Annotated in this window: 16 protein-coding genes; 10 read left to right on the top strand and 6 right to left on the bottom strand. The window is 74.8% G+C overall.

All coding sequences use genetic code 11. The annotated features are described in order from the left end of the window. Positions 1-262: 262 nt before the first annotated feature. The 4 genes from ACZ55U_RS34250 (at position 263) to ACZ55U_RS34235 (ending at position 7082) form a co-directional block, all read left to right on the top strand. The gene (locus ACZ55U_RS34250) at positions 263-1045 is read left to right on the top strand and encodes an ABC transporter ATP-binding protein (RefSeq protein WP_465532615.1); all 783 of its coding nucleotides are present in this window, start codon (positions 263-265) and stop codon (positions 1043-1045) included. 20 nt (positions 1046-1065) lie between these two features. After that, positions 1066-3636 (top strand): ABC transporter permease, encoded by a 2571-nt coding sequence (locus ACZ55U_RS34245; RefSeq protein WP_465532613.1) that lies wholly within the window; start codon positions 1066-1068, stop codon positions 3634-3636. Positions 3637-3888: 252 nt separating this feature from the next. Continuing rightward, on the top strand, positions 3889-5880 hold the full coding sequence (locus tag ACZ55U_RS34240; protein WP_465532611.1) for a hypothetical protein: 1992 nt from the start codon (positions 3889-3891) through the stop codon (positions 5878-5880). 161 nt (positions 5881-6041) lie between these two features. Further along, positions 6042-7082 carry a glycosyltransferase family 2 protein gene (locus ACZ55U_RS34235; protein WP_465532609.1) on the top strand — a complete coding sequence of 347 codons (1041 nt, stop codon included), beginning with the start codon at positions 6042-6044 and terminating at the stop codon, positions 7080-7082. A gap of 136 nt (positions 7083-7218) precedes the next feature. Here ACZ55U_RS34235 and ACZ55U_RS34230 read toward each other — a convergent pair whose 3' ends face one another. From ACZ55U_RS34230 to ACZ55U_RS34220, 3 genes are all read right to left on the bottom strand, one after another. Beyond that, positions 7219-8832 carry an LCP family protein gene (locus ACZ55U_RS34230; RefSeq protein ID WP_465532607.1) on the bottom strand — a complete coding sequence of 538 codons (1614 nt, stop codon included), beginning with the start codon at positions 8830-8832 and terminating at the stop codon, positions 7219-7221. Positions 8833-9046: 214 nt separating this feature from the next. Beyond that, a complete protein-coding gene (locus tag ACZ55U_RS34225) occupies positions 9047-10372 on the bottom strand; it encodes an LCP family protein (protein ID WP_465532605.1) in 1326 nt (441 codons plus the stop codon). 36 nt (positions 10373-10408) lie between these two features. Further along, positions 10409-11200: a TIGR03089 family protein gene (locus tag ACZ55U_RS34220; protein WP_465532603.1), complete on the bottom strand. Its 792-nt coding sequence runs from the start codon at positions 11198-11200 to the stop codon at positions 10409-10411. 111 nt (positions 11201-11311) lie between these two features. Between ACZ55U_RS34220 and ACZ55U_RS34215 the strand changes: the two genes are divergently transcribed. The 4 genes from ACZ55U_RS34215 (at position 11312) to ACZ55U_RS34200 (ending at position 14617) form a co-directional block, all read left to right on the top strand. Then, positions 11312-12556 (top strand): peptidoglycan recognition protein family protein, encoded by a 1245-nt coding sequence (locus tag ACZ55U_RS34215; RefSeq protein WP_465532601.1) that lies wholly within the window; start codon positions 11312-11314, stop codon positions 12554-12556. Positions 12557-12983: 427 nt separating this feature from the next. Continuing rightward, positions 12984-13895 carry a DNA-3-methyladenine glycosylase family protein gene (locus ACZ55U_RS34210; protein ID WP_465532599.1) on the top strand — a complete coding sequence of 304 codons (912 nt, stop codon included), beginning with the start codon at positions 12984-12986 and terminating at the stop codon, positions 13893-13895. A gap of 24 nt (positions 13896-13919) precedes the next feature. After that, on the top strand, positions 13920-14174 hold the full coding sequence (locus ACZ55U_RS34205; protein WP_465532597.1) for a type II toxin-antitoxin system Phd/YefM family antitoxin: 255 nt from the start codon (positions 13920-13922) through the stop codon (positions 14172-14174). Then, a complete protein-coding gene (locus ACZ55U_RS34200) occupies positions 14171-14617 on the top strand; it encodes a PIN domain-containing protein (protein WP_465532595.1) in 447 nt (148 codons plus the stop codon). Before ACZ55U_RS34205 ends, ACZ55U_RS34200 begins: the two co-directional genes overlap by 4 nt. 3 nt (positions 14618-14620) lie before the next feature. On the opposite strand, the gene ACZ55U_RS34195 is transcribed toward ACZ55U_RS34200, so the two are convergent. From ACZ55U_RS34195 to ACZ55U_RS34185, 3 genes are read right to left on the bottom strand one after another with little or no spacing between them, the layout of a single operon-like run. Further along, positions 14621-15913: a coenzyme F420-0:L-glutamate ligase gene (locus tag ACZ55U_RS34195; RefSeq protein WP_465532593.1), complete on the bottom strand. Its 1293-nt coding sequence runs from the start codon at positions 15911-15913 to the stop codon at positions 14621-14623. Beyond that, complete coding sequence (cofD, locus tag ACZ55U_RS34190; RefSeq protein WP_465532591.1) at positions 15910-16869, bottom strand: 2-phospho-L-lactate transferase; 960 nt, start codon at positions 16867-16869, stop codon at positions 15910-15912. Before cofD ends, ACZ55U_RS34195 begins: the two co-directional genes overlap by 4 nt. Before the next feature lie 40 nt (positions 16870-16909). Beyond that, positions 16910-17572, bottom strand: a complete 663-nt coding sequence (locus ACZ55U_RS34185; RefSeq protein ID WP_465532589.1) for a cysteine dioxygenase — start codon at positions 17570-17572, stop codon at positions 16910-16912. 622 nt (positions 17573-18194) lie between these two features. Here ACZ55U_RS34185 and ACZ55U_RS34180 point away from each other — a divergent pair. Further along, complete coding sequence (locus tag ACZ55U_RS34180; RefSeq protein ID WP_030062195.1) at positions 18195-18467, top strand: WhiB family transcriptional regulator; 273 nt, start codon at positions 18195-18197, stop codon at positions 18465-18467. Between the two features lie 225 nt (positions 18468-18692). Beyond that, positions 18693-22520 carry a glycosyltransferase family 2 protein gene (locus ACZ55U_RS34175; RefSeq protein WP_465532587.1) on the top strand — a complete coding sequence of 1276 codons (3828 nt, stop codon included), beginning with the start codon at positions 18693-18695 and terminating at the stop codon, positions 22518-22520. The last annotated feature ends 5 nt before the right edge of the window (positions 22521-22525 follow it).

Here is a 22525-nt window from a genome sequence, read left to right as displayed (position 1 = left end):
CCGCGATCTGGCACAACGACCAGACCGGGCAGCCCGTCATGCGTTCCCTCACCGCGTACGACCACTGAACCCCTTGGCATCAATCATCTAGGGGGAGTCGCGCCGTGCCCCGTAGAACCATGGTTGAGCGGCTTCATTCCGGCGGATGACGAGCCGTCCGCCCGCCACTCCTAACGTGGTTCACACATTCCCACCCGCCAGGAAGCGGCCCGGTCGAGACCCCGGGTCCGAACGGGTGAGCGCAACTTCCCTAGGAGACCCAGTGGCGACGGCAGTCGTGCATGACCACCAGCTTCCCGGCGGAGCGTCCACCGTCGCCGCGTCGGCCCGGCAGGTGACCAAGGCGTACGGTTCGGGCGAGACCAGGGTCACCGCGCTGGACGCGGTCGACGTCGACATCCAGCGCGGCCGGTTCACCGCCATCATGGGCCCCTCGGGCTCCGGCAAGTCCACCCTGATGCACTGCCTGGCGGGCCTGGACACCGTCACCGCCGGGCGGATCTGGATCGGCGACGCCGAGATCACCGGCCTCAGGGACAAACAGCTCACCAGACTCCGGCGGGACAGGATCGGCTTCATCTTCCAGGCGTTCAACCTGCTCCCGACCCTGAACGCGCTGGAGAACATCACGCTCCCGATGGACATCGCCGGGCGCCGGCCCGACCAGGCCTGGCTGGACCAGGTGGTGGCGACGGTCGGACTGTCCGACCGGCTCAAGCACCGCCCCACCCAGCTCTCCGGCGGCCAGCAGCAGCGCGTCGCGGTGGCCCGGGCCCTGGCCGCCCGCCCCGAGATCATCTTCGGCGACGAGCCCACCGGGAACCTGGACTCCCGGTCCGGCGCCGAGGTGCTGACCTTCCTGCGCCGCTCGGTGGACGAGCTGGGCCAGACCATCGTGATGGTCACCCACGACCCGGTCGCCGCCGGCTACGCGGACCGCGTGCTCTTCCTCGCCGACGGCGTGATCGTGGACGAGATGTACGCGCCCACCGCCGACTCCGTCCTGGAACGCATGCGCCGCTTCGACGGCAAGCGCACCAGCTGAGCGACGGGACGAACACCACCATGCTGCTCAAGACCTCCCTGCGGAGCTTCTTCGCCCACAAGGGCCGGATGGCGCTCTCGCTCATCGCCGTCGTGCTCTCGGTGGCCTTCGTGTCGGGCACGCTCGTGTTCTCCGGCACCGCCACCGGCACCTTCGACAAGCTCTTCGCCGCGACCGCCTCCGACGTCTCGGTCCAGCCGCCCAAGCCGGCCGAGGACGAGATGCAGCAGGCCGCCGTCAAGCCGCCGACCGTCCCGGTCGCGCTGGAACAGCAGGTCGCCGCGCTGCCCGGGGTGAAGACCGCGGTCGGCCAGGTCCTGGTCGAGAACGCCGTCCTGGTCAACCCGGCCACCAACAAGCTGGTCGGCCCGACCACCGGCGCGCCCACCATGGTCGGCAACTGGACCGGGGCCCCGAACAGCCCGGTGAGGATCACCTCCGGCCGCACCCCGCAGGGCCCGGCCGAGCTGGTGCTGGACGCGGACACCGCGAAGAAGGCCAAGCTCGGCCCGGGCGACCGGATCCGGGTCGAGAACGCCGCCGGCAGGCACGACTTCACCATCGTCGGCATCGCCACCTTCACCACCACCAACCCGGGTGCGGCGCTGGCCTTCCTGGACACCCCGACCGCCCAGCAGGTGCTGCTCGGCGAGCAGGCCTTCAGCTCCGTCGCGGCGTACGGCGACGGCAGCCGCGGCAACGACCAGCTCAAGGCGGACGCGCTGGCCAAGCTCGGCGGCGGCTACCTGATCAAGACGGCGGCCGAGCAGCAGGCAGACAACACCGAGCAGTTCGGCGGCGGCCTCGACTTCATGAAGTACGCGATGCTCGGCTTCGCCTTCGTGTCGGCGATCGTCGGAGCCTTCCTGATCGTCAACACCTTCTCGATGCTGGTCGCCCAGCGCACCCGCGAGATCGGCCTGCTGCGCGCCATCGGCGGCAGCCGGCGGCAGGTCAACCAGTCGGTGCTGGTCGAGGCGCTGATCCTGGGCGTGCTCGGCTCGACCCTCGGGGTCGCGGCCGGGCTCGGCGTCGCGGTCGGCCTGATCAAGCTGATGAACGCGATCGGCATGGACCTCAAGGCGGCCGACCTGAAGATCGGCCCGGACGTCTTCGTGGCCGGCTACGCGCTCGGCATCGCGGTCACCCTGGTCGCGGCCTGGTTCCCGGCCCGCCGGGCGAGCCGGATCTCGCCGATGGCCGCGCTGCGCGACCACGGCACCCTGGCCGAGACCCGGGCCAACGTGGTCCGTACGGTCGCGGGCCTGCTGCTGACGGCGGGCGGCGGCGCGCTGCTGGTGCTCGGTGCGGGGGCGGAGAAGGCGGCCACCGGCGGCCGGTACCTGGGCCTGGGAGTGGTGCTCACCCTGGTCGGCTTCGTGGTGCTCGGCCCGCTGCTGGCCTCGGCCGTGGTCCGGGTGCTCGGCGCGCTGCTGCCGGCGCTGTTCGGCCCGTCCGGCAAGCTGGCCCAGCGCAACGCGATGCGCAACCCGCGCCGCACCGGCGCCACCGCCGCCGCGCTGATGATCGGCCTGGCGCTGGTGATCGCCTCCGCGGTGTTCAGCTCCTCGGCCGTCAGCTCGACCAGCGCGCAGATCGACAAGTCCGTGGGCGTGGACTACATCGTCTCCGGCGGCCGTACCGCGGCCACCCCCGAGATGATGGAGGCGGTCCGGAGGACCCCGGGCATCGACCACATCACCGTCCAGCGGTCCTTCTTCGCCGCGAAGGTCCGGCTGTCGGACGGGCAGCAGGCCAAGACCCAGCTGACCGCGGTGCCGCCGACCTTCTTCGGCAGCGACTTCCGGCCGACCGTCGACGCCGGCGCGGTGGACTCCGTCCAGCACGGCTCGCTGGGCATCGGCGCCGCCTTCGCCAAGGACCACGGCCTGAAGGTCGGCGACCGGGTCACCGTCGAGTACGGCCAGGGCCGCACCCAGGAACTGCCTGTCGGCGCGGTCTTCGGCAAGGGCGAACTGTTCGGCGACGGCGCCTTCGTGGCCATGGACACCATGGAGAAGGCCGTCCCCGCCGCCGAGCGGCCGCCGGTGTGGACCTTCTTCGCCAAGGCCTCGGCCGGCGCCGACGCCGACCGGACGCTGGCCGCGCTGGAGGACGGGCTGAAGGAGTACCCGCAGTTCACCATCAAGGACAAGGCCGGCTACAAGGAGCTCGTCCAGTCCCAGATCAACACCCTGCTGTACCTGATCTACGGGCTGGTCGCCCTGTCCATCACGGTCGCGGTGCTCGGCGTGGTCAACACCCTGGCGCTGTCGGTGGTCGAGCGGACCCGCGAGATCGGCCTGCTGCGGGCGATCGGGCTCTCCCGGCGCCAGCTGCGCCGGATGATCCGGCTGGAGTCCGTGGTGATCGCGGTGTTCGGCGCCGTCCTCGGCACCGGGCTGGGCCTCGGCTGGGGCGTCACCGCCCAGCGGGTGCTGCGGGACCAGGGCCTCGGGACGCTCTCCGTCCCGACCACCACGGTCGCGATCACGCTGGTCTCCTCGGTGGTGATCGGTCTGCTCGCGGCCCTCGTCCCGGCCTACCGGGCCGGACGGATGAACGTCCTCGCGGCCATCGCGACGGACTGACCCGGCGTCGGGGGGCGCCGGGCCCACACCACGGGGGAGTGGGGTACGGGGGAGCGGGGGCCGGGTGCGCACAGCGCCCGGCCCCCGTGCCGTGCGCGCCTCCGTGGGCGTGTCCCGTGCCGTATGCGCCCGCCTGTCGTGCGCGTCCCCCTGCGTGCGCGTCCGCTGTCGTGCACGCCCCCTGCCGTGCGCGTCCGCTCGTGAACTCCCCTGGGGTGCGGGCGGTTTCCGGAGTGCTGAGATGATCGTCCGATGTTCTACTCGGACAGTCCGCCGCTGCCCACCGCCGCGCCCCTCACCACCGCGGCCGCCGCCCGCTGGCGCGCCGCCCGTACCCTCTGGCGGCTGGACAGCCGCTGGCTCGCGCTGGTGCCGGTCGCCTTCGTGGCCCTGGTGGGCGTGGTGGAGCCGGACGCACTCCAGTGCAACGCCCAGGGCATCTGCCGGGACCCCTGGGGCTCGGCACTGGCCGGCTGGACGATACCGGCCGAAGTGATCCTGCTGGCCGGCCGGGCCCGGATCCGGGTGCTGGTCCCGCCGGTCGCCCTGGCCCTGCTCTGGTACCTCCCGGACGGCCTGGTCACCCCGCTCGGCCGCTGGTCGGCCGTCCTGGTCCACCTGCTGCTCACCGCCGTCCTGCTCGGCGCCGAGGCCGGCCGCCGCCGCGCCCGTCAGCAGCTGGACGAGCTGATGGCCCCGCCCGTCCCCTACCCCTGGACGGCCGCCGGCGCGCCCTCGCCCGTCCTCCCGGACCGCCCGCCCGTGCTGCGCCGCGCCCTCGGCGTCCTGCTGCTCACCGCCGCCGTGGCCGTCCCGGCGTACGGCCTCTGGGGGAAGGCCCGCGCGGACGCCGCCGCCGAGCAGGCCACCCGGGTGACCGGCACGGCGGGGGAGAGCGACGGGGACGGCGTGCTGACCGTCCGCTTCCAGCCGCCGGGCGGCGGCCCCGAACGCACCGCCGCCCTGGACGTCTGGTGGCAGCACCGGCCGCAGCCCGGGGAGCCCGTCCCGCTGCTGGTGGACGACGACTCGGTGCGCGCCCTGGGCGACGACTACGACATCACCGGCCAGCTGGTCCTGGGCGGCCTGCTCGTCCTGCCCGGCCTGCTGCTGCTCGGCTCGGCCGCCGCCGCGAGCGCCCGCCGGGCCAGGCCCGCCTTCGCCGGCGCCGCCCCCGCGCTCGCCGTCCGGGTGCGCGCCGACGCCCAGGGCGACCTGCTGGTCCTGCCGCTGGACGGCCCTCCGGACGGCCCCGGGCTCTGGCGCCTGGTCGAGCGCGACCGCTACCGCTGGGCCGGCCACGCCGCCCCCGACGGCGAGGGCTCGGCCTGGGTGCCCGAGCCCCTGACCACCGAGGACGAGGACGCCGACTACCCGGACCCGGTGCTCGACCACGAGGAGGAAGAGGAGGAGTACGCGGAGCTGTTCGACCGCGCGACCCCCGCCGAGGCCGCCGAGTGGCTGTCCCGGGCCGGCCGCACCGTGCCCGCCGTGCTGTACGGCGGCCCGGACGGCCCCGACCGCCAGCTCCTGGTCCGCCCCGGCGTGCTGGACGGCGACCCGCGCTGGGTGGCGGCCGTGGTCGCCCCCGCCGCCCGGGCCCCGCGACTGGGCCGGCGCTCCGGCCGTTACCGCGAGCACGAACTGGCCGTCGCCTCGCTCACCGCCGAGGCGGTCGCCGCCGCCCCGGCGGCCGGTCCCGAGGCCGAACCGCTGGCCGCCGGCCGCTGGGAGATGCCGCTGCCGCTGCGGTTCGCGGCCGGACCGGCGGTGGCGCTGCTGGCCGCCGCCGCCCTCGTGCTGCTCGACGAGGACGGCTGGTGGGGCGGGCTGCTGCGCCCCCTGTGGATCGGCTCGCTGGCGATCCTCGCCGTCGGCAACACGCTGTCCTGGCAGCTGGTGGTCGACCGCGACGGCCTGCGGATGGCCACCGGGCTGCGCACCCGCAGCTTCCGGTGGGCGGAGGTCTCGGCGGCCGCGGTGCACCGGAACATGCTCACCGTCCGGCTTCGCGGCGGCCGGGAGTTCTCCCTGCTGGGCCGCCCGGCGCTCTGGCTGGCGGGCCTCTTCGGCGGCCGGTACGACCGGGCGGAGCTGGCCCGGACCGTCGCCACCGCCGCCCACCGGCCCGACCTGCGCCCCCGGCAGGCCCTGCCGGACCGGCTGGGCAGCCCCCAGCACCTGGTGAACCGGCTCGCCCTGGCCGGTTACGCGGTGTTCACCGTCGTCCGCTACGCCCTCTGAATCCACCCCGCTCCGGCACCGGATCCCCACCGTGCCGGACGGAACCGCCGGGGGTAGTACGGTGTCCTTGATCACAGCGCCGGTGGCGCGCCGCGAGGCGTCCACCGTGGCCCTGACCGGGACAAGACGGGGAAGCGTCCGCACCGGTACGGTTGGGCCCGATGAACACCAAGGCTGCTGAGGAGCTGCCGGCTGTCTCCGTGATCATGCCGGTGCTCAACGAGGAACGTCACCTGCGCACGGCGGTCCGGCGCATCCTGGACCAGGAGTACCCCGGGCCGATCGAGGTGGTGATCGCCCTCGGTCCCTCCACCGACCGCACCGCGGAGATCGCGGCGGAGCTGGTGGCCGAGGACCCGCGGGTGCGGACGGTCCAGAACCCCACCGGCCGGACGCCGGCCGGGCTGAACGCCGCGATCCGGGGCTCCCGGCACCCGATAGTCGTGCGGGTGGACGGTCACGGCCTGCTCACCCCCGGCTACATCACCACGGCCGTCCGGCTGCTCGGCGAGATGGACGCGGCCAACGTCGGCGGCATCATGCACGCCGAGGGCGAGACGGAGTGGGAGAACGCGGTCGCCGCCGCGATGACCTCCAAGATCGGCGTCGGCAACGCGGCCTTCCACACCGGCGGCCTGGCCGGCCCGGCGGACACCGTCTACCTCGGGGTGTTCCGGCGCGAGGTGCTGGAGAGGCTCGGCGGCTACAACGAGGAGTTCATCCGCGCCCAGGACTGGGAGCTGAACTACCGGATCCGCCAGGACGGCGGCCTGGTCTGGTTCACCCCGCAGCTCAAGGTGACGTACCGGCCCCGGCCCTCGGTGCGGGCGCTGGCCAAGCAGTACAAGGACTACGGGCGCTGGCGCCGGGTGGTCACCCGCTACCACCGCGGCTCGGTCAACCTGCGCTACCTCGCCCCGCCGGCCACGCTGGCGGCGGTGCTCCTCGGGCTGGTGCTCGGCGTCGCCGTCCACCCGGCCTTCCTCGCGGTGCCCGGCGCCTACCTGCTGGGCATCGTCGGCGGCGCGGCGGTCGAGGGCCGCGGCCTGTCGTTCCGGGCCAAGGCGCTGCTGCCGGTGGCCCTCGCGACCATGCACCTCAGCTGGGGCTTCGGCTTCCTGACCTCGCCGCGCTCGCTGGCCCGGAGAGTGATCGCCAGTGTCGGTCCGTCCTCCAGGGACGTGCTCTCCAGGACCAGCTGATTCGTTTCGCCACCGCCACCGCCACCGCCGTCGCCGTCGCCGTCGGTGAGCGAGCCCGCGGACGGCGGTCGACGGCAGGCCGGGCGCCGGACGAACCGGCCGGCGATCCGGGCCCGCCCGTTCCGGCCGGTCCCGGTTACTTGGCGCACACGTCGACGTCGTCCCCCTGCACCCGCTGGAGGTCCTCGGGCACCTCGGTGGGCACCGCCGCCGGGGCGGCGAGCACGTCCTTGCCGAGCACCAGCAGCAGTCCGCCCTTCGGGTCCGGCTTCGCGGCCGGCCGGACGGCGTCGGCGGGCAGCCCGAGGGCAGCGGCCAGGGCTTCGGCCTGGGCCTCCAGCCCGGCCTGGTAGGTCACCGTGGTGGTCTCGGCCGGCGGGGCGTCGCTGCCCACCGCGGCCCGGTCGAAGCCCTTCGCCCGCAGCTTCTCCACGGTCGGCCCGGACTGCCCGCGCTTGCCGCTGCCGTTGCGCACCGTCAGCTGGGCGTCCTTGGTGACGACGGCCGCGGCGGTGGTGGAGGGGGCAGCGGGGGCGGCGGCCCCCGGGGCGGCCGGTGCGGCGGCGCCGGTGGCCGGGGCACCGGTGGCGGGCGCGGCGGTCTCGGTCAGCGAGCGGTCGCCCGCGATCATCGCGAACAGCTGCCCGGCGTCCGGCTGCTTGAGCACCAGCCGGTCCTTGTCCTTGGGGTCGTCCAGGACGGGGACGGTGGTGAAGGTGATGTTCTTGGGATCGACCTTGCCGAGGTCCAGCGCGAGGTCCTTGAGCTTGTCCACGCTGCCGATGCCGGAGTCCACGGTGAGCGCCTTGGTGGCGGCGTCCGCGAGCTTGTAGAGCTTGGCCGGGCTGGTCAGGGTGTCGTCGCTCCTGATCTTGCGGATCATCGAGCCGACGAACTGCTGCTGGAGCGGGATACGGGTCAGGTCGCCGCCCAGGCCGACGGAGTGCCGGGTCCGGACGAACGCCAGGGCCTCCTCGCCCTGGACCACGTGCCGGCCCTTCGTCATCCTGAGGTGGGAGCCCGGGTCGTTGATGTCCTTGGCCGCGCAGACCTCGACCCCGCCGACGGCGGTGGACAGGGTCTTCACCGCCTCGAAGTCGACCTGCACGAAGTGGTCCACCCGGATGCCGGTGACCTTCTCGACGGTCTTCCAGGTGCAGCCGGCGTCCCGTCCCTCCTGGCCGAGGCTGACGTTGAACTGGTCCCGCGCCGAGCCCGGGATCCTCTTCCCCTGGGCGTTCTGGCACTCCGGGATCGGCACCATCAGGTCGCGCGGGAGGCTGATCACCGTCGCGTTGGAGCGGTCCTTGGCGACGTGGAACAGCAGCGTGGTGTCGGCGTGCCCGGCGCTGCCCTCGTCGCCGTACTCGCGTCCGAGGCCCTCCCGGCTGTCGGTGCCGATCACCAGGACGTTCAGCGCCTCCCCGGCGGCCTGGGGGCGCTCGGACTCGTCGCCCAGCTGGACCTTGACGGAGGTGAGGTTGTCGTTGAAGTGCCGGTACAGGTAGTACGCCCCGCCGCAGCCCGCCACCATCACCAGGGCGCCCGCGCCGGCCGTCCACTTGAGCACCCGTCGGCGGCGGTGGCGCCTGGCGAGCGCCGCCGCCCGCCGCCGGCTGTCCCGGCGGCCCTCGGCGGGCGGTTCCGCCCGGGCGCCCGTCCGTGCCTCGGCGGCCCGGCGGCTCTGCCGCGGGACACCGGGGGCCGGGTCCACGCGGTACCGGCCGGTTTCCGGTTGCTCCTCGTGCACGGGCTTCCCAACTGTCGACCGGTCACGGCTCCGGCCCGCCCGTACGGAACGGGCCGATCCGGACACAGTAGACGAGCCGAACGGGGGAGTCGTTCCCGGTGTGATCTCCGCCATGTTCCGGCAGCGCGGAGGCAAATTCCGTTCGTGGCCGAGCAATTGCGGAACCATCCGGATCGATCGGCCTCGCCGCCCCCGAGGGCCCCGGCCGACCGGCTCAGTGTGCCGGGCAGGAGTCCACGTCGGCGGTCCGTCCCTCGAAGGTGGGCGGGTCGGTCGCCGAGGGTGACGCGCTCGCCGACGCCGCCATCTCGGCGGCCGGATCCACCCCGGCGCCCGGCCCCGCGCCGCGGTTCGGCCTCGGGCTCGGACTCGCGTACGGGCTCGGACTCGCGTACGGGCTCCGGCTCGGACCGCGGCCCGGGCCGGGGCCCGGCCCGGGCGAGGGAGCGGACCCGGGCGGCCGGACGGCGACCGGCCGGTCGTCCCGCAGCGCCGCGAACAGCTGACCGGTCTGCGGCTGCACGAACTCGTCCCGGTCCGAGTCGTAGCGGTACGGGCGGCGCGGCGCGGTCAGGAAGACCACGTCCGCCGAGGGGATGCCGCGCAGGTCCTGGGTGAGGTCGTACAGCGCGCCGAGCGAGGACAGCCCGCCGTCCGCCCGGACCGAGGAGGTCGCGGCGTTCAGCACCGGCCACAGCTTCGCCGGGTTCAGCAGCACGCCCTGCGACTGCGCCTTGCGGATCAGCGCGGCCAGGAACTGCTGCTGACGGCCCATGCGCTGGGTGTCGCTGCCGTTGCCCAACGTCTCCCGGACCCTGACGTAGCCGAGCGCCTGCTCGCCGTGCAGGGTCTGCCGGCCGGCGGGCAGGTCGAGCCTGGCGTCCTTGTCGTGGATCGGCTGCGGCACGCACACCTCGACCCCGCCGACCGCGTCCACCATCGTCTTGAAGCCGCTGAAGTCGAGGATCACGTAGTGGTCGACCCGGATGCCGCTCAGCTGCTCCACGGCCCGGATCGAGCACGCCGGGCCGCCCGTCTCGAAGGCCCAGTTGAACTGCATCAGGGCGGGCTTGCTGAGGGTGCCGTCCGGTCTCTCGCAGGCGGGGACGGTGACCATGACGTCGCGCGGGACGGAGACCGCCGTCGCGTGCTTCCGGTCGGCGGCCAGGTGCAGCAGGATCGTGGTGTCCGAGCGCGCGGAGCCCGCCTCGCCGCCGTACGAGCCGTTCGCGCCGGAGCGGTCGTCGCTGCCGATCAGCAGCAGGTTCTCGGCGCCCCGGGCCCCGGCGGTGCGGCTCGGCCGTTCGGCCTCCAGCTTGGCGAGCAGCCGGTCCGTCTCCGAGTCGGTCCGGATGTTGCGGTCCAGCGCGCGGTAGGCGATCCAGAGCACCGTGCCGGTGGCGACCAGCAGGAACGCGACGGCGCCGGCGGTGATCAGCAGCCACCGCCGGCGCCTGCGCGGGCGTTCGGATCCGCTCGCGGGAGCGTCCGTCGGAGGGTTTTCGTCGGTCGGGGGGTGCTCGGTGTCGTCCTCGGCCATGGCAGGGATCCCTACCCGCCGGGCCGTCGTCCGGGGTCAGCCCAGACGCAGTGTCACCCGTTCGGATTCCACCCGCTTCTCCCACTGCTCCGCGGTCAGGCCCTGCGAGTTGCGGCACAGCACCACCGAGGCCCCGGCGGCCAGCGGCGCCAGCAGACCGGCCTCCAGGCCCGTCCAGTCCTCGAACGAGAGGGTGGACAGGACGCGGTCGCCGGGCTTCAGGCCGAGCCGGACCGCGCCCTCCCGGGCCAGCGCCACGGTCTGCTCGCCCGTCAGCTTCAGCGGCAGTCCGTCCACCGCCGTCTCCAGCGCCTGCCCGTCCGGGGCGACGGGGGAGTACGGCGCGAAGCGGTCGCCCTGGCCGGGCACCTCGGCGGCGTAGTCGAGGAAGCCGTCCGGGCGCTGCGGGAAGCGGCCGCCGAGCGGGCGCAGGGCGAGCGCGACCCGCTCGCCCTCGCAGGCCTGGGCGGCCTCCAGGCCGTCCGGGCCGCTGACCACCAGGTCGGCGGCGGCCGGGTCGCCGCCCGGCACCGCCGTCACCCCGACCGACCAGCAGGCGAGCAGCCACACGGCGCTCTGCCAGTGGGCGGGCAGCAGCAGCGCCGCCCGGTCGCCGGGACCGGCGTTCAGCTCGTCCTGGAGGAGGTTGGCGGTCTTGGCCACCCAGTTGTCGAAGGTGCGGGCGGACAGCTCCACCCGCTCGCCGGTGGCGTCGTCGTAGAAGGTGACCAGCGGGGCCGCGGGATCGACCGAAGGGGTGCCGCCGCGCAGGAATGCGTGCAGCAGCTCGACGGGGGTGCGGGCATCGGCAGCGAAAGGCGCAGTCATGGTGCGCCCCAGCCTACGGCCTTCGGACGGGAGACCGGGAGGTCGGGCGGGGCGGCCGAACGGGCGCGCGCGGCGTGGCGGGAGGTCCGGGTAGCGGCGACGATCCGTTCCATGCGCCTCTCACTTCCGGCGGCCCTGCTGGCCGGCTGCACCACTGCCCTGCTCCTCCAACCCGCCGCCACCGCGACCACCGCGCCGGGCCCGCATCGCCGCGACTTCGCCGGCGGCGGCTCGACCACCTCGCTCCCGCTGCCCGCCGGGACCGGCCTCGCCCCGCGCGGCACCGAACCGTTCGAACTCCTCGGCCTCGGCTGGGACGGCCCGCCGGACGCCCTGGCCGGCGCGGTGGTCCGGGTCCGCACCCGGGACGCGGCCACCGGCCGCTGGAGCGACTGGCACCGGCTGGAGGCCGACACCGAGGACGGCCCCGACCGGGCGGCGCACGGCGCCACCGCCCCGCTGTGGACCGGCCGCAGCGACGGCGTCGCGGTCGAGCTCCGGCCCGGGCCCGCCGGACCGCCGCCCGGACTGCGGCTCGACCTGGTCGACCCGGGCCCCGGCGCCGCCCCGGCTCCCGGCGCGGTCCGGACCCTGCCGCCGGGGGAGCCCGTGCTGCCCCCGGCCGAGCCGCCCGCCGTGCTCACCACGCCCGTTGCGCCCGCCACGCCCGCCACGCCTGCCGCGCCCGCCACACCGGGCGAGCCCGCCGCGCCGGCTGAGCCCGCTGAGCCCGCCGCGCCCGCCACGGGCCAGGCACCGCGCCCGGGGATCGTCACCCGGGCCGGCTGGGGCGCCGACGAGTCACTGCGCGACCAGGACTTCGACTACACCGGCCCGGTCCGCGCGGTCTTCGTCCACCACACCGACACCGCCAACGACTACGCCTGCTCCGACGCCCCCCGGGTGATCCGGGCGATGTACCAGTACCACGTGAAGACCAACGGCTGGCGGGACATCGGCTACAACTTCCTGGTCGACCGCTGCGGCACCATCTACGAGGGCCGCGCGGGCGGCGTCGACCAGCCCGTCCACGGCGCCCACACCCTCGGCTTCAACGCCGACACCTCCGGCGTCGCCGCGATCGGCACCTTCATCGACGACCAGCCGCCCCAGCCCCTCCTCGACGGCCTCGCCGCCATCGCCGCCTGGAAGCTCGGCCTCACCTCCCAGCCGGCCGACGGCACCACCGGGCTCACCGTCGGCGCGAACGGCACCCGCTACACCAAGGGCGACGTCGTGGACTTCGCCACCATCTCCGGCCACCGCGACGCCGTCAGCACCGAATGCCCCGGCGGCGCCCTCTACGCCCACCTCCCCGACCTCCGCACGGCGGCTGCTCGCCTCCAGGCCCACTGACCCCCGCCCCGCACGGAGGCCTCCGCCCGCTCTTCGCCCCTTCCCCGGCCCGCCCCCGCGCGAGACGTCGGCGTGGCCGACTTCTCGCGCACCCCTCGCCACCGGCCCGCCCTCCCTCCTCTCCCTCCCGCGCCCCGCGGGGGTGGGGAACCGGGTGCCGGTGGGGCCGCTCCCGCCCCGCCGGTGTGCGGGGAGCCGTGCGCCTCGACGGGTGGATCCGGTGGTGCGGGGTCGGCGCCCGCGTGCCGGTGGGGCTTCGTCCCGCCCCGCCGGGCGCGGGTACCGCACGCCGTATGACGTACGCAGGGCCGCCCGTCCACGGGTTCCCGGTCGCCTCTCGCGCCCCCTCCCTCCCCGGCGTCCCCAGAGACCGTCCGACCCCCCGCGTATCGTTCATATCCGGGGGCCGACACAGGAGGCGACAGCAGTGGAAGCAGTACGGCGCTGGCGGCCGGGTTTCCCGGTGGACGTCGCCCGCACCCTGCTGCCGCTGCGCCGCGGTCCCGCCGACCCCGCGTACCGCGGCACCGCCGACGGCGCCGTCTGGCGCGCCTCCCGCACCCCCGCCGGCATCGGCACCCTGCGGGTGCTGCCCCGGCAGGCCACCGGTGAGATCGAGGCGAGCGCCTGGGGCCCGGGTGCGGACTGGCTGCTCGACCGCCTCCCCACCCTGCTCGGCGCCGACGACGCCCCGGAGTCGCTGGTCCTGCCGCCCGGCCCGCTGCGGGAAGCCCAGCGCCGTACCGCCGGAGTCCGGCTGGCCAGGACCGGCCTGGTGCTGGAGTCGCTCGTCCCGGCGGTCCTGGAGCAGAAGGTCACCACCGACGAGGCCTACCGCGCCTGGCGCGTCCTGCTGCGCGACTTCGGCACCCCGGCGCCCGGCCCGGCCGAGGGCATGCGGGTGGCGCCGTCGGCCCGGGAGTGGGCGATGGTGCCCAGCTGGGAGTGGCACCGGGCGGGCGTGGACCCCAAGCGCTCGGCGACGGTGATGCGCGCGGTCCGGCTGGCGCCGCGCCTGGAGGAGGCCTCGGCGATGGGCCACGAGGAGGCCTTCGCCCGCCTCACCGCCGTCCCGGGCATCGGCGTCTGGACGGCGGCCGAGACCCTCCAGCGCAGCAACGGCGACCCGGACGCGGTCTCGGTCGGGGACTTCCACCTGCCCAACCTGGTCGGCTGGGCGCTGGCCGGTCGCCCCCGCAGCGACGACGACCAGATGCTCGCCCTGCTGGAGCCCTACCGCCCCCACCGCCACCGCGTCTGCCGCCTCCTCCTGTCCTCCGGCGCCCGCGCCCCGCGCTACGGCCCCCGCCTCACCCCCAACGACCACCGGACGCGATGAACTACGCCGTAGTACATTGCGTTCATGGAAGCGACGATGCGCGAGCTGAACCAGCAGACGGCCAGGGTGATAGGAGCCGTCGAACGGGGCGAGACCGTCACGGTCACCAAGGACGGCCGACACGTGGCGACCATCCTTCCGCCAGGCCTGGCCGAGCCGGTCTACCCCTTCCGGACCGACCCGATGGGGGACGAACTCGACGACATGCCGGTCATCGCGGGCGGTGGCGGGCGCATCCTGGCCGACCTCGATCGGCACATGGAAGGGTTCGGCAGGTGACCGCTGTCGCCGTGGTCGGGGACACCGGCGCGCTCCTGGCCGCGTACGCCGGCGACGAGCCCGACCACGATGCCTGTCTCAAAGCCATGCGCGCGGTCGGTCACCTGGTCATCTCGCCGCTGGTGCTGGCGGAGTTGGACTACCTCGCCCATACGGCGCTCGGACCGGCGATGGCGATGCGCATCCTGGACGACATCATCGATCGGTGCGCGATCGGCCGCTTCGAGGTGCCCGAAGTGGGCGCGCACCTCGCCACCGCGCGTGCGGTGATGCGGCAGTACCCGGCCCTTGACATCGGCCTGACAGACGCCATCAACGTGGCGCTGGCCGCGGAGTTCAGGACCGACGCCGTGCTGACCGTCGACCGCCGCCACTTCCGGGCCGTCAGGCCGCTGACCAACCACAAGGCTTTCCGGCTGCTGCCGGACGACCTCGACAGCTGATCCCTACCGCACCGCGACGAACGCCTCCGCGGTGCGCTCCGGGCGGGCCCGGGGCGCTTCGGCGGGGCGGCCGACGGCGACGGCGCCCATCGGGTCCCAGTCGTCCGGGAGGTCCAGGGCCTCGCGCACGGTGGCGCGGCAGAACATGGTGGACGAGACCCAGGCGGAGCCGTAGCCCTCGCCGGTGAGCGCGACCAGCAGGTTCTGCACGGCGGCACCGGCGGCGACGGTGAACATCTCCCGTTCGGCGGCGGCCCGGCGCGGGTCGGGGTAGTCGTGCGCGCCGTCCATGACCAGGCAGGGCACCACCAGGTACGGCGCGTCGCGCAGGACGTCGCCGCGGGCGGTGCGGCGGGCGATCCGCTCCTCGTCCCAGCCGTCGAGTTCGCGCAGGTCCCGCCGCCAGGCGTCGAGCATCGCGTCGAGCAGCCGCACCCGGGTGTCCGCGGACTCCAGCAGCACGAAGCGCCACGGCGTGGTGTGGTGCGGGGCGGGCGCGGTGACGGCGGCGGCGACGGCGCGGCGGACGGCGGCCGGGTCGACCGGCTCCGAGGTGAAGGAGCGGACGGTGCGCCGCAGGGTGACGGCCTGCCGCAGCGCCTCGGAGGTGCCGAGCCGGAACATGTCGTCCGCGGAGGGCCGGACCAGCGGCCGGACGCCCTCGCCGTCCTCGGCGGTGACGAGGTGTCCGAGCCCGCGCACGACCGCCACCGGGACGCCGCTGGTCTTGCCCTTCACCAGGTCGGCGGCGGCGGCGAGTTCGTCGGCGGTCGCGATGACGGTCTGTTCCAGCGTGTTGCCGTGGCCGTCGGTGCGCCCCCGGTGGTCCTCCAGGGCGCTGAGCCCGGCGGCGCCGATCGCCACGTCGGTCAGCCCGTTGCGCCAGGGCCGCCCGAAGGTGTCGGTGACGAGGACGGCGAGCCGGCGGCCGGTGAGCTGCTGGAGCCGGGCCCGCAGCGCCCGCGCGGAGGCGTCCGGGTCCTCGGGCAGCAGCAGCACGGTGCCGGGCGCGGTGTTGGAGGCGTCCACGCCGGCGGCGGCCATGACGAAGCCGTTGCGGTTCTCCACGATCCGGATCGGGCCGCGCCGGGCGACCAGCCGGACGGACTCGGCGTCGATCGCGGCCTCGCGGTCGGCGGCGCGCAGCAGCCGGCCCTCGGCCTTGCTGACGATCTTCGAGGTGACCACCAGGACGTCGCCGTCCCGGTACGTCCCCGCCTTGGCGATCAGCTCCGCGAGGTCCGCCCCGGCCTCGACCTCGGGGATGCCCTCGACGCCGAGGACCTCCAGGGTCACTTGCGCACCTGCTCCGCCAGGGCCAGCGCCGCGCGGGCCATCTCGGCGGTGGCCTCGACGTCGGTCATCAGCAGGGGGACGGCCCGGCAGGCGATCCCGGCGGCCTCGACGGCGGCGACCGCCGCCTCGTCCACGGTGTCCACCAGCCACCCGTCGATCAGGTCGGAGCCGTAGTTGCGGGCGACCGCCTCGGCGGTGGCCTCGACGCCGACGGCGGCGAGCACCTTGTCGGCCATGCCCCGCACCGGCGCCCCGCCGATGATCGGGGAGAGCCCGACCACCGGCGCCGCGGCGGCGGCGACCGCCTCCCGGATGCCGGGGACGGCGAGGATGGTGCCGATCGAGACCACCGGGTTGGACGGCGGGAAGAGGATGACGTCCGCCTCGGCGATCGCCTCCAGCACGCCGGGCGCGGGCTTGGCGGTGTCGGCGCCGACCGGGACGACCGCCTCGGCGTCCACCGCGGCGTGCAGCTTGACCCAGTACTCCTGGAAGTGGACCGCCCGGGTGCCCTGGTCGTCGGTGATCCGCACGTGGGTCTCGACCCGGTCGTCGCTCATCGGCAGCAGCCGCACGCCCGGCTTCCAGCGCACGCACAGCGCCTCGGTGACCTGGCTGAGGCTGTACCCGGCGGTGAGCATCTGGCTGCGCACGAGGTGGGTGGCGAAGTCCCGGTCGCCGAGGCCGAACCACTCGGGGCCGACGCCGTACTCCTTCATCTCGGCCTTGATGGACCAGGTCTCGTCGGTCCGGCCCCAGCCCTGCTCCTCGTTGATGCCGCCGCCGAGGGTGTACATCACGGTGTCGAGGTCGGGGCAGACCTTGAGGCCGTAGAGGTGGATGTCGTCACCGGTGTTGCCGATCACGGTGATCTCGTCCTGCGGTCCGACCGCCGCGCGGAGTCCGCGCAGGAAGCGCGCTCCGCCGATTCCGCCTGCCAGTGCCACGATGCGCATGGGGTCATCCTGCCACGGTCGGACTCGCCGTCAGACGCGGTCAGTGGGACTCGGCCTGGGCCTGCCGCCCGGGGTGCTGCTCGGGGACGGCGGTGGCGCCGTACTGGTTCATCTCGGTCAGGCCGGGGGCGTAGAGGTGGATGGAGACGGCGGGTTCGAGCGCGCCGTTGACGACCTCGTGCAGGTAGCCGGAGGAGAAGACGCGCTGGCCGCCGGGCCGCAGCACCCGGGAGACGGCGCCGCTGGAGGCGCCGTCGGCCGAGGGCTGGGGGAGGGTGAGGGAGCGCTCGATCAGCTCGCCCCGGACGACGCTCATCACGCCGGAGGACTCGCCGTGGTCGTGGAAGCCGCTGGACTGGCCGGGCAGCCAGCTGAGCAGCCAGACCTCGTAGCCGGGGCCGGTCTCCAGCCGGGCGTACCAGCGGGTCAGCGCGTCGTAGCGGACCAGCGGCTCCCAGCGGGCGCGGTCGGCGGCGATCTCGCGGACCAGCCGGGCGTACCCGGCGACGGTGGTGGGGTGGGCCGGCAGGTCGGTGCGGGCCAGGTGGGGGAAGGCGAGCGGGTCGCCCGCGATGGAGACGTCGCTGAGGCCGTCGGTCCACGGCCGGGTGCGGGCGGGGGCGCCGGTACCGGTGGCGGCGAGGCCACGGCGGGCGAGCTTGTTGCGGTCACGGTTCCGCTTGCGGATGCGGCTCATGCGCACGGGAGTCGTCCTCGGAGGAGTCGGCTGGTTGCTCGGGATCAGCCGGATCCGGGATGTCCTGGGGCGGGAATCGCGGGCGGCCTCTGTGCTTCCTGGGGCGGCGCGCGGTGGGACGCGGGCGCCTAGATACAGCAGGAACAGAGGCGACAACAGGAGTTCACGGCACGGCGGAGGGTGGAACCGCTCCGGAGGCTGGGGAACTCTGACATGGAAGCAAGGACATCGCATCCGCAGGGGCCGTGTCAAACCGAAAGATGCGGCATTCGAGTGGGTTAGGTCCGGATCTTTCCCGGATGGGGTGATTCATCACTCTCTATGTTTCGATGGGAAGATCGCCGGGAAGGCAGCCCGATGACCTACCTGTGGCGATGATCGAGCGTCACCCGGTGAACGGTTGCGGATGGTTCGGAAGCGTTCGGGACCTTGAGGCGGAAGGTCCGATGTGTCCGAATATGTACACTATTCGTAACGGCTTGGTGCCAGGGAGTGAATCCCGGCCCCAATACCAGAGCTCGGCTTGACTGGGCCAGAGTGACGCAACTGTAATTTCACTCGTGTCGTCAGCCGCACGAGGCAACGGCAACCACGGGGACGCCAAGTAGGGGCAGAGGAGGCGCGCCACATGAGCGAGCTCTTTGAGCTGTTGATCGGGGACGGCATCGCGGAGGACGAGGAGGAACTCGGCTGGCAGGAGCGCGCGTTGTGCGCCCAGACCGACCCGGAGTCCTTCTTCCCCGAGAAGGGCGGCTCGACCCGCGAGGCGAAGAAGGTCTGCCTCGCCTGCGAGGTCCGTTCGGAATGCCTGGAGTACGCCCTCGCCAATGACGAGCGCTTCGGCATCTGGGGCGGCCTCTCCGAGCGCGAGCGCCGTCGGCTCAAGAAGAGCGCGGTCTGACCGGGCGGCCCCTGACCCCCGCTGACCCTCCGACAGGGAGGGACAACCGCACAGCCGTACGGGCGCCTCACCGCGATGGTGGGGCGCTTTCGTGTTCCCGGGGCCCCTTCACCGTCTCCGCACCCGCACCCCGGACGAAGCGACCGGCGGAAGCCGTTAGTGTGGTGCGCCATCCGGTTGCCGTTCACCGGCTGTGTCCACCGAGAACTGGGGCCCGCGCACGCGATGACCGTATACAGCCACCAGAGCGGCTCCACCGCTTCCCGGCCGCCCGCCTATCCGCGCCACCTGGTCACCGCCGTGATCGTCTCGCACGACGGCGCCCGCTGGCTCCCGCAGGCCCTCGCCGGACTGCTCGGCCAGGACCGGCAGGTCCAGCGGATCCTCGCGGTCGACACCGGCTCCACCGACAACTCCCCGCAACTGCTCGCCGACACCCTCGCCGACTGGCTGCCCGAGAGCGGCCCGCTGCTCCTCGGCCGCCGGGCCGGCTTCGGCACCGCCGTCGGCGAGGCCGTGGCGGGCAGCCCGCCGCTGCGCCCCGAGGACCTGCCGTACCGGCTCGACCCGTCCGGCTACGACCCCGTCACCGGCGGCTGGGACGACTTCGGCGACCCGCTCGCCCAGGAGGACGACCTCGGCCGCGGCGGCCCGCGCGAGACCCAGCCGGTCGAGTGGCTCTGGCTGCTGCACGACGACTGCGAGCCGCAGACCGACGCGCTGCGCCGGCTGCTCCAGGTCGCCGACTCCACCCCCAGCGCCGCCGTGGTCGGCCCCAAGCTGCGCAGCTGGTACGACCGCCGCCAGTTGCTGGAGGTCGGCGTCACCATCGCCCGCTCCGGCCGCCGCTGGACCGGCCTCGACCGCCGGGAGCAGGACCAGGGCCAGCACGACCAGGTCCGTCCGGTGCTCGCCGTCTCCAGCGCCGGCATGCTGGTGCGCCGGGACGTCTTCGAGCAGCTCGGCGGCTTCGACCGGGCCCTGCCGCTGATGCGGGACGACACCGACTTCTGCTGGCGGGTCAACGCCGCCGGCCACCGCGTGGTGGTCGCCCCCGACGCCGTGCTGCGGCACGCCGAGGCGGCCAGCCGCGAGCGCCGCGCGATCGACTGCGGGCCCGCCCACCCGCACCGGGTGGACAAGGCCGGCGCGGTCTACACCCTGCTCACCAACTGCAAGGGCGCGCTCTTCCCCTACGTCCTGCTGCGGCTGGTGCTCGGCACCCTGGTGCGGGCCGTCACCAACCTGCTCGGCAAGGACCCCCGCCAGGCGGTCGACGAACTCGCCGGGCTCGGCCACGAACTCGTCCGCTTCCCGAGGCTGCTGGCCGCGCGCAAGCGCCGGGCCAGGTCCAGGTCGGCGGACGCCCTGGACGACCGCACGCTCTTCCCGGCCCCCGGCGCCACCACCCGGCAGGCCGTCGAGGGCGTCATCGGCTCGCTCGGGATAGGGGGCGCCGACGACACCGGCAGCCGGCACGGCTCGGTCGAGGCCGGCGGCGACGAGGAGGCCGAGGACCTGGTCGTCGAGCAGTTCGCGCTGCTCAAGAAGCTCGCCCGGCGCCCGGCGCCGGTGCTGTTCGCCGCCCTGCTGGTGTTCGCCCTGGTCGCCTGCCGCTCCCTGCTCGGCGGCGGCGCGCTGTTCGGCGGCGCCCTGCTGCCCGCGGCCGACGGCGCCGGCGGCCTCTGGTCGATGTACGCGGACGCCTGGCACCCGGTCGGCACCGGCTCCACCGCCGCCGCACCGCCGTACCTCGGCGTGCTCGCGGTGCTCTCCTGGCTGCTGTTCGACCACGCCGACCTGGCGCTCACCCTGATCGTGGTGCTCGCCGTCCCGCTGTCTGCGGTCAGCGCCTACCTGGTGTCCCGGCCGCTGCTGGACTCGAAGCTGGTCCGCGCCTGGGCCAGCGCCACGTACGCGCTGCTGCCCGCCGCGACCGGAGCGCTCGCCCAGGGCCGGATCGGCACCGCCGTGCTCGCCGTGCTGCTGCCGCCGCTGGCCCGCGCCGCCGCCATCGCGGCCGGCCTCGGCATCCGCGACGAGAGCGCCGCCCAGGGTGCCCGCCCGGGCTGGCGCCCGGTCTGGATGACCGTCCTGCTGCTCACCCTGGCCACCGCCTTCGTCCCGATAACGTGGGCGCTCGCGGTGCCGCTCTGCCTGGCGATGCTGGTCGTCGCGATCGTGCGCGGCGGCGCCTTCGGCTCCGGGGTCAGCGCGCTGCGGCTGCTCGGCCTGCGCGTCCTGGTGATCCTCGCGGTGCCCGTCGCGGTGCTGGCGCCCTGGTCGCTCAAGGTGCTGTCGCACCCGCAGTGGCTGCTGCTGGAGGCCGGTCTGCCCGGCCTGCACGGCACCGGCGCGAGCGCGGCCGGCCTGCTGCTGGTCAACCCGGGCGGCGCCGGAGTGCCGCCGGTCTGGCTCTCGGCGGGCGTCGTGCTCGCCGCGCTGGCCGCGCTGCTGCGCGCCGACCGCCGCCGCGCGGTGCTCGCCGCCTGGGGCGCGGCCGGCGCCGGCCTGGTCTTCGCGGTCGCGGTGGCGGGCACCTCCGTCACCCCGGCCTCCGGCGGCCCGGCGGTGCCCGCCTGGGCCGGCCCGGCCACCCTGATCGCCGGGATCGCCCTGCTGGCCGCCGCCGCGATCGGCGCCGACGGCGCCAACGCCCGCGTCGCCGGGATCGCGTTCGGCTGGCGCCAGCCGGTGGCCGCCCTGGTGGTGGCCTCGGCCGTACTGGCCCCGCTGGGCACCGGCCTGTGGTGGGCGCTGACCGGCGCCGGCGGCCCGCTGCACCGCGGCCAGGCCGACCAGGTCCCCGCGTTCATCGCCGAGGAGGCCGGCACCACGGACCGGGCCCGCACCCTGGTCGTCACCGGGGAGAAGGGCGGCGGCGCGGTCCGCTACACCGTGCTGCGCGGCGCCGGTCTGACGCTCGGCCAGGCCGAGTCCACCGTCGACCCGGCGACCGGCACCCGGGGCGGCCTGGACAAGACGGTCGGCAGCCTGCTGGCCGGCTCCGGCGCCGACCAGGCGAGCGCCCTGGCCGGCTACGGCATCGCCTACGTCCTGGTCCAGCAGCCGGTGGTCGACGCCTTCAAGGACGTCCTGGACACCACCCCCGGCCTGGTCAAGGCCAACCAGGACAACGCCGCCGCGCTCTGGCAGGTCGACGGCGCCCCCGCGGTCCGCGCGGTGATCACCGCCCCGGGGGCCACCCCGGTGGTCGTCCCGTCCGGCGCCCGTGACCTGTCCGCCACCGTCCCGGCCGGCCCGGACGGCCGGGTGCTGCGGCTCGCCGAGTCCGCCGCCGCCGAGTGGAAGGCCACCGTGAACGGCACCGCCCTGGAGCCCACCACGGTCGACGGCTGGGCGCAGGGCTTCAAGCTCCCGGCCGCCGGCGGCAAGCTGACCGTCACCCGGGAGGGCAGCGCCGTCCACACCGGCTGGATCTGGGCCCAGGTGCTGCTCGGCCTCACCATCCTGGTGCTGGCCCTGCCCGGCCGCCGCAGCCACAAGGACGACGACCTGCCCGAGGAGGTGGTCGCCGCCGCCGCGCTGGCCGCCGCCGCCCAGGCGCAGGCCCCCGCCCCCGGCAGCCGCCGGGCCCGCCGGATGGCCGAGCGCGGCGAGGGCACCGAGGGCGCCGCCGACGAGGGCGGGGTGTACGAGGGCCGGCCGGGCGCGATCCCGGCGCAGCCGACCGGCGAGCCGGTGGCCGGAGCCGTCCAGGCCGCCGCCGTCCAGGACGCCGAGCAGTACGGCGACCCGTACCAGGCGTACCAGCAGGCCGACCCGTACAGCTACGACCAGTACGCGGCCCAGCCGGTCGCCGCGCCGTACGGCGGCCAGGGCTACGACGCCCACGGGTACGGCGGCGGGCAGGCCCACCCGCAGCAGGGCTACGAGCAGCCGTACCAGCCCGAGCCGCAGCCCTACGGCTACGAGGCCCACGGGTACGACGGCGGCGGGCAGGCCTACCCGCGGCAGGGCGAGCCCTACTACGACCCGAACGACCCCAACGGCCCCGGCCGGTACCCGCACCAGCACGGATCGGGGAGCTGACCCGC

Source organism: Kitasatospora sp. NPDC034533, from assembly GCF_055575155.1.
The sequence above is the reverse complement of the archived record's forward strand: the minus strand, read 5'-3'. Positions and strand labels throughout refer to the sequence as shown.

Coding starts and splice junctions, on each gene's coding strand:
- ACZ55U_RS34245 (WP_465532613.1), top strand. CDS start 1,066: ATGCTGCTCAAGACCTCCCTGCGGAGCTTCTTCGCCCACAAGGGCCGG.
- ACZ55U_RS34240 (WP_465532611.1), top strand. CDS start 3,889: ATGTTCTACTCGGACAGTCCGCCGCTGCCCACCGCCGCGCCCCTCACC.
- ACZ55U_RS34235 (WP_465532609.1), top strand. CDS start 6,042: ATGAACACCAAGGCTGCTGAGGAGCTGCCGGCTGTCTCCGTGATCATG.
- ACZ55U_RS34225 (WP_465532605.1), bottom strand. CDS start 10,372: ATGGCCGAGGACGACACCGAGCACCCCCCGACCGACGAAAACCCTCCG.
- ACZ55U_RS34220 (WP_465532603.1), bottom strand. CDS start 11,200: ATGACTGCGCCTTTCGCTGCCGATGCCCGCACCCCCGTCGAGCTGCTG.
- ACZ55U_RS34215 (WP_465532601.1), top strand. CDS start 11,312: ATGCGCCTCTCACTTCCGGCGGCCCTGCTGGCCGGCTGCACCACTGCC.
- ACZ55U_RS34205 (WP_465532597.1), top strand. CDS start 13,920: ATGGAAGCGACGATGCGCGAGCTGAACCAGCAGACGGCCAGGGTGATA.
- cofD (WP_465532591.1), bottom strand. CDS start 16,869: ATGCGCATCGTGGCACTGGCAGGCGGAATCGGCGGAGCGCGCTTCCTG.
- ACZ55U_RS34180 (WP_030062195.1), top strand. CDS start 18,195: ATGAGCGAGCTCTTTGAGCTGTTGATCGGGGACGGCATCGCGGAGGAC.
- ACZ55U_RS34175 (WP_465532587.1), top strand. CDS start 18,693: ATGACCGTATACAGCCACCAGAGCGGCTCCACCGCTTCCCGGCCGCCC.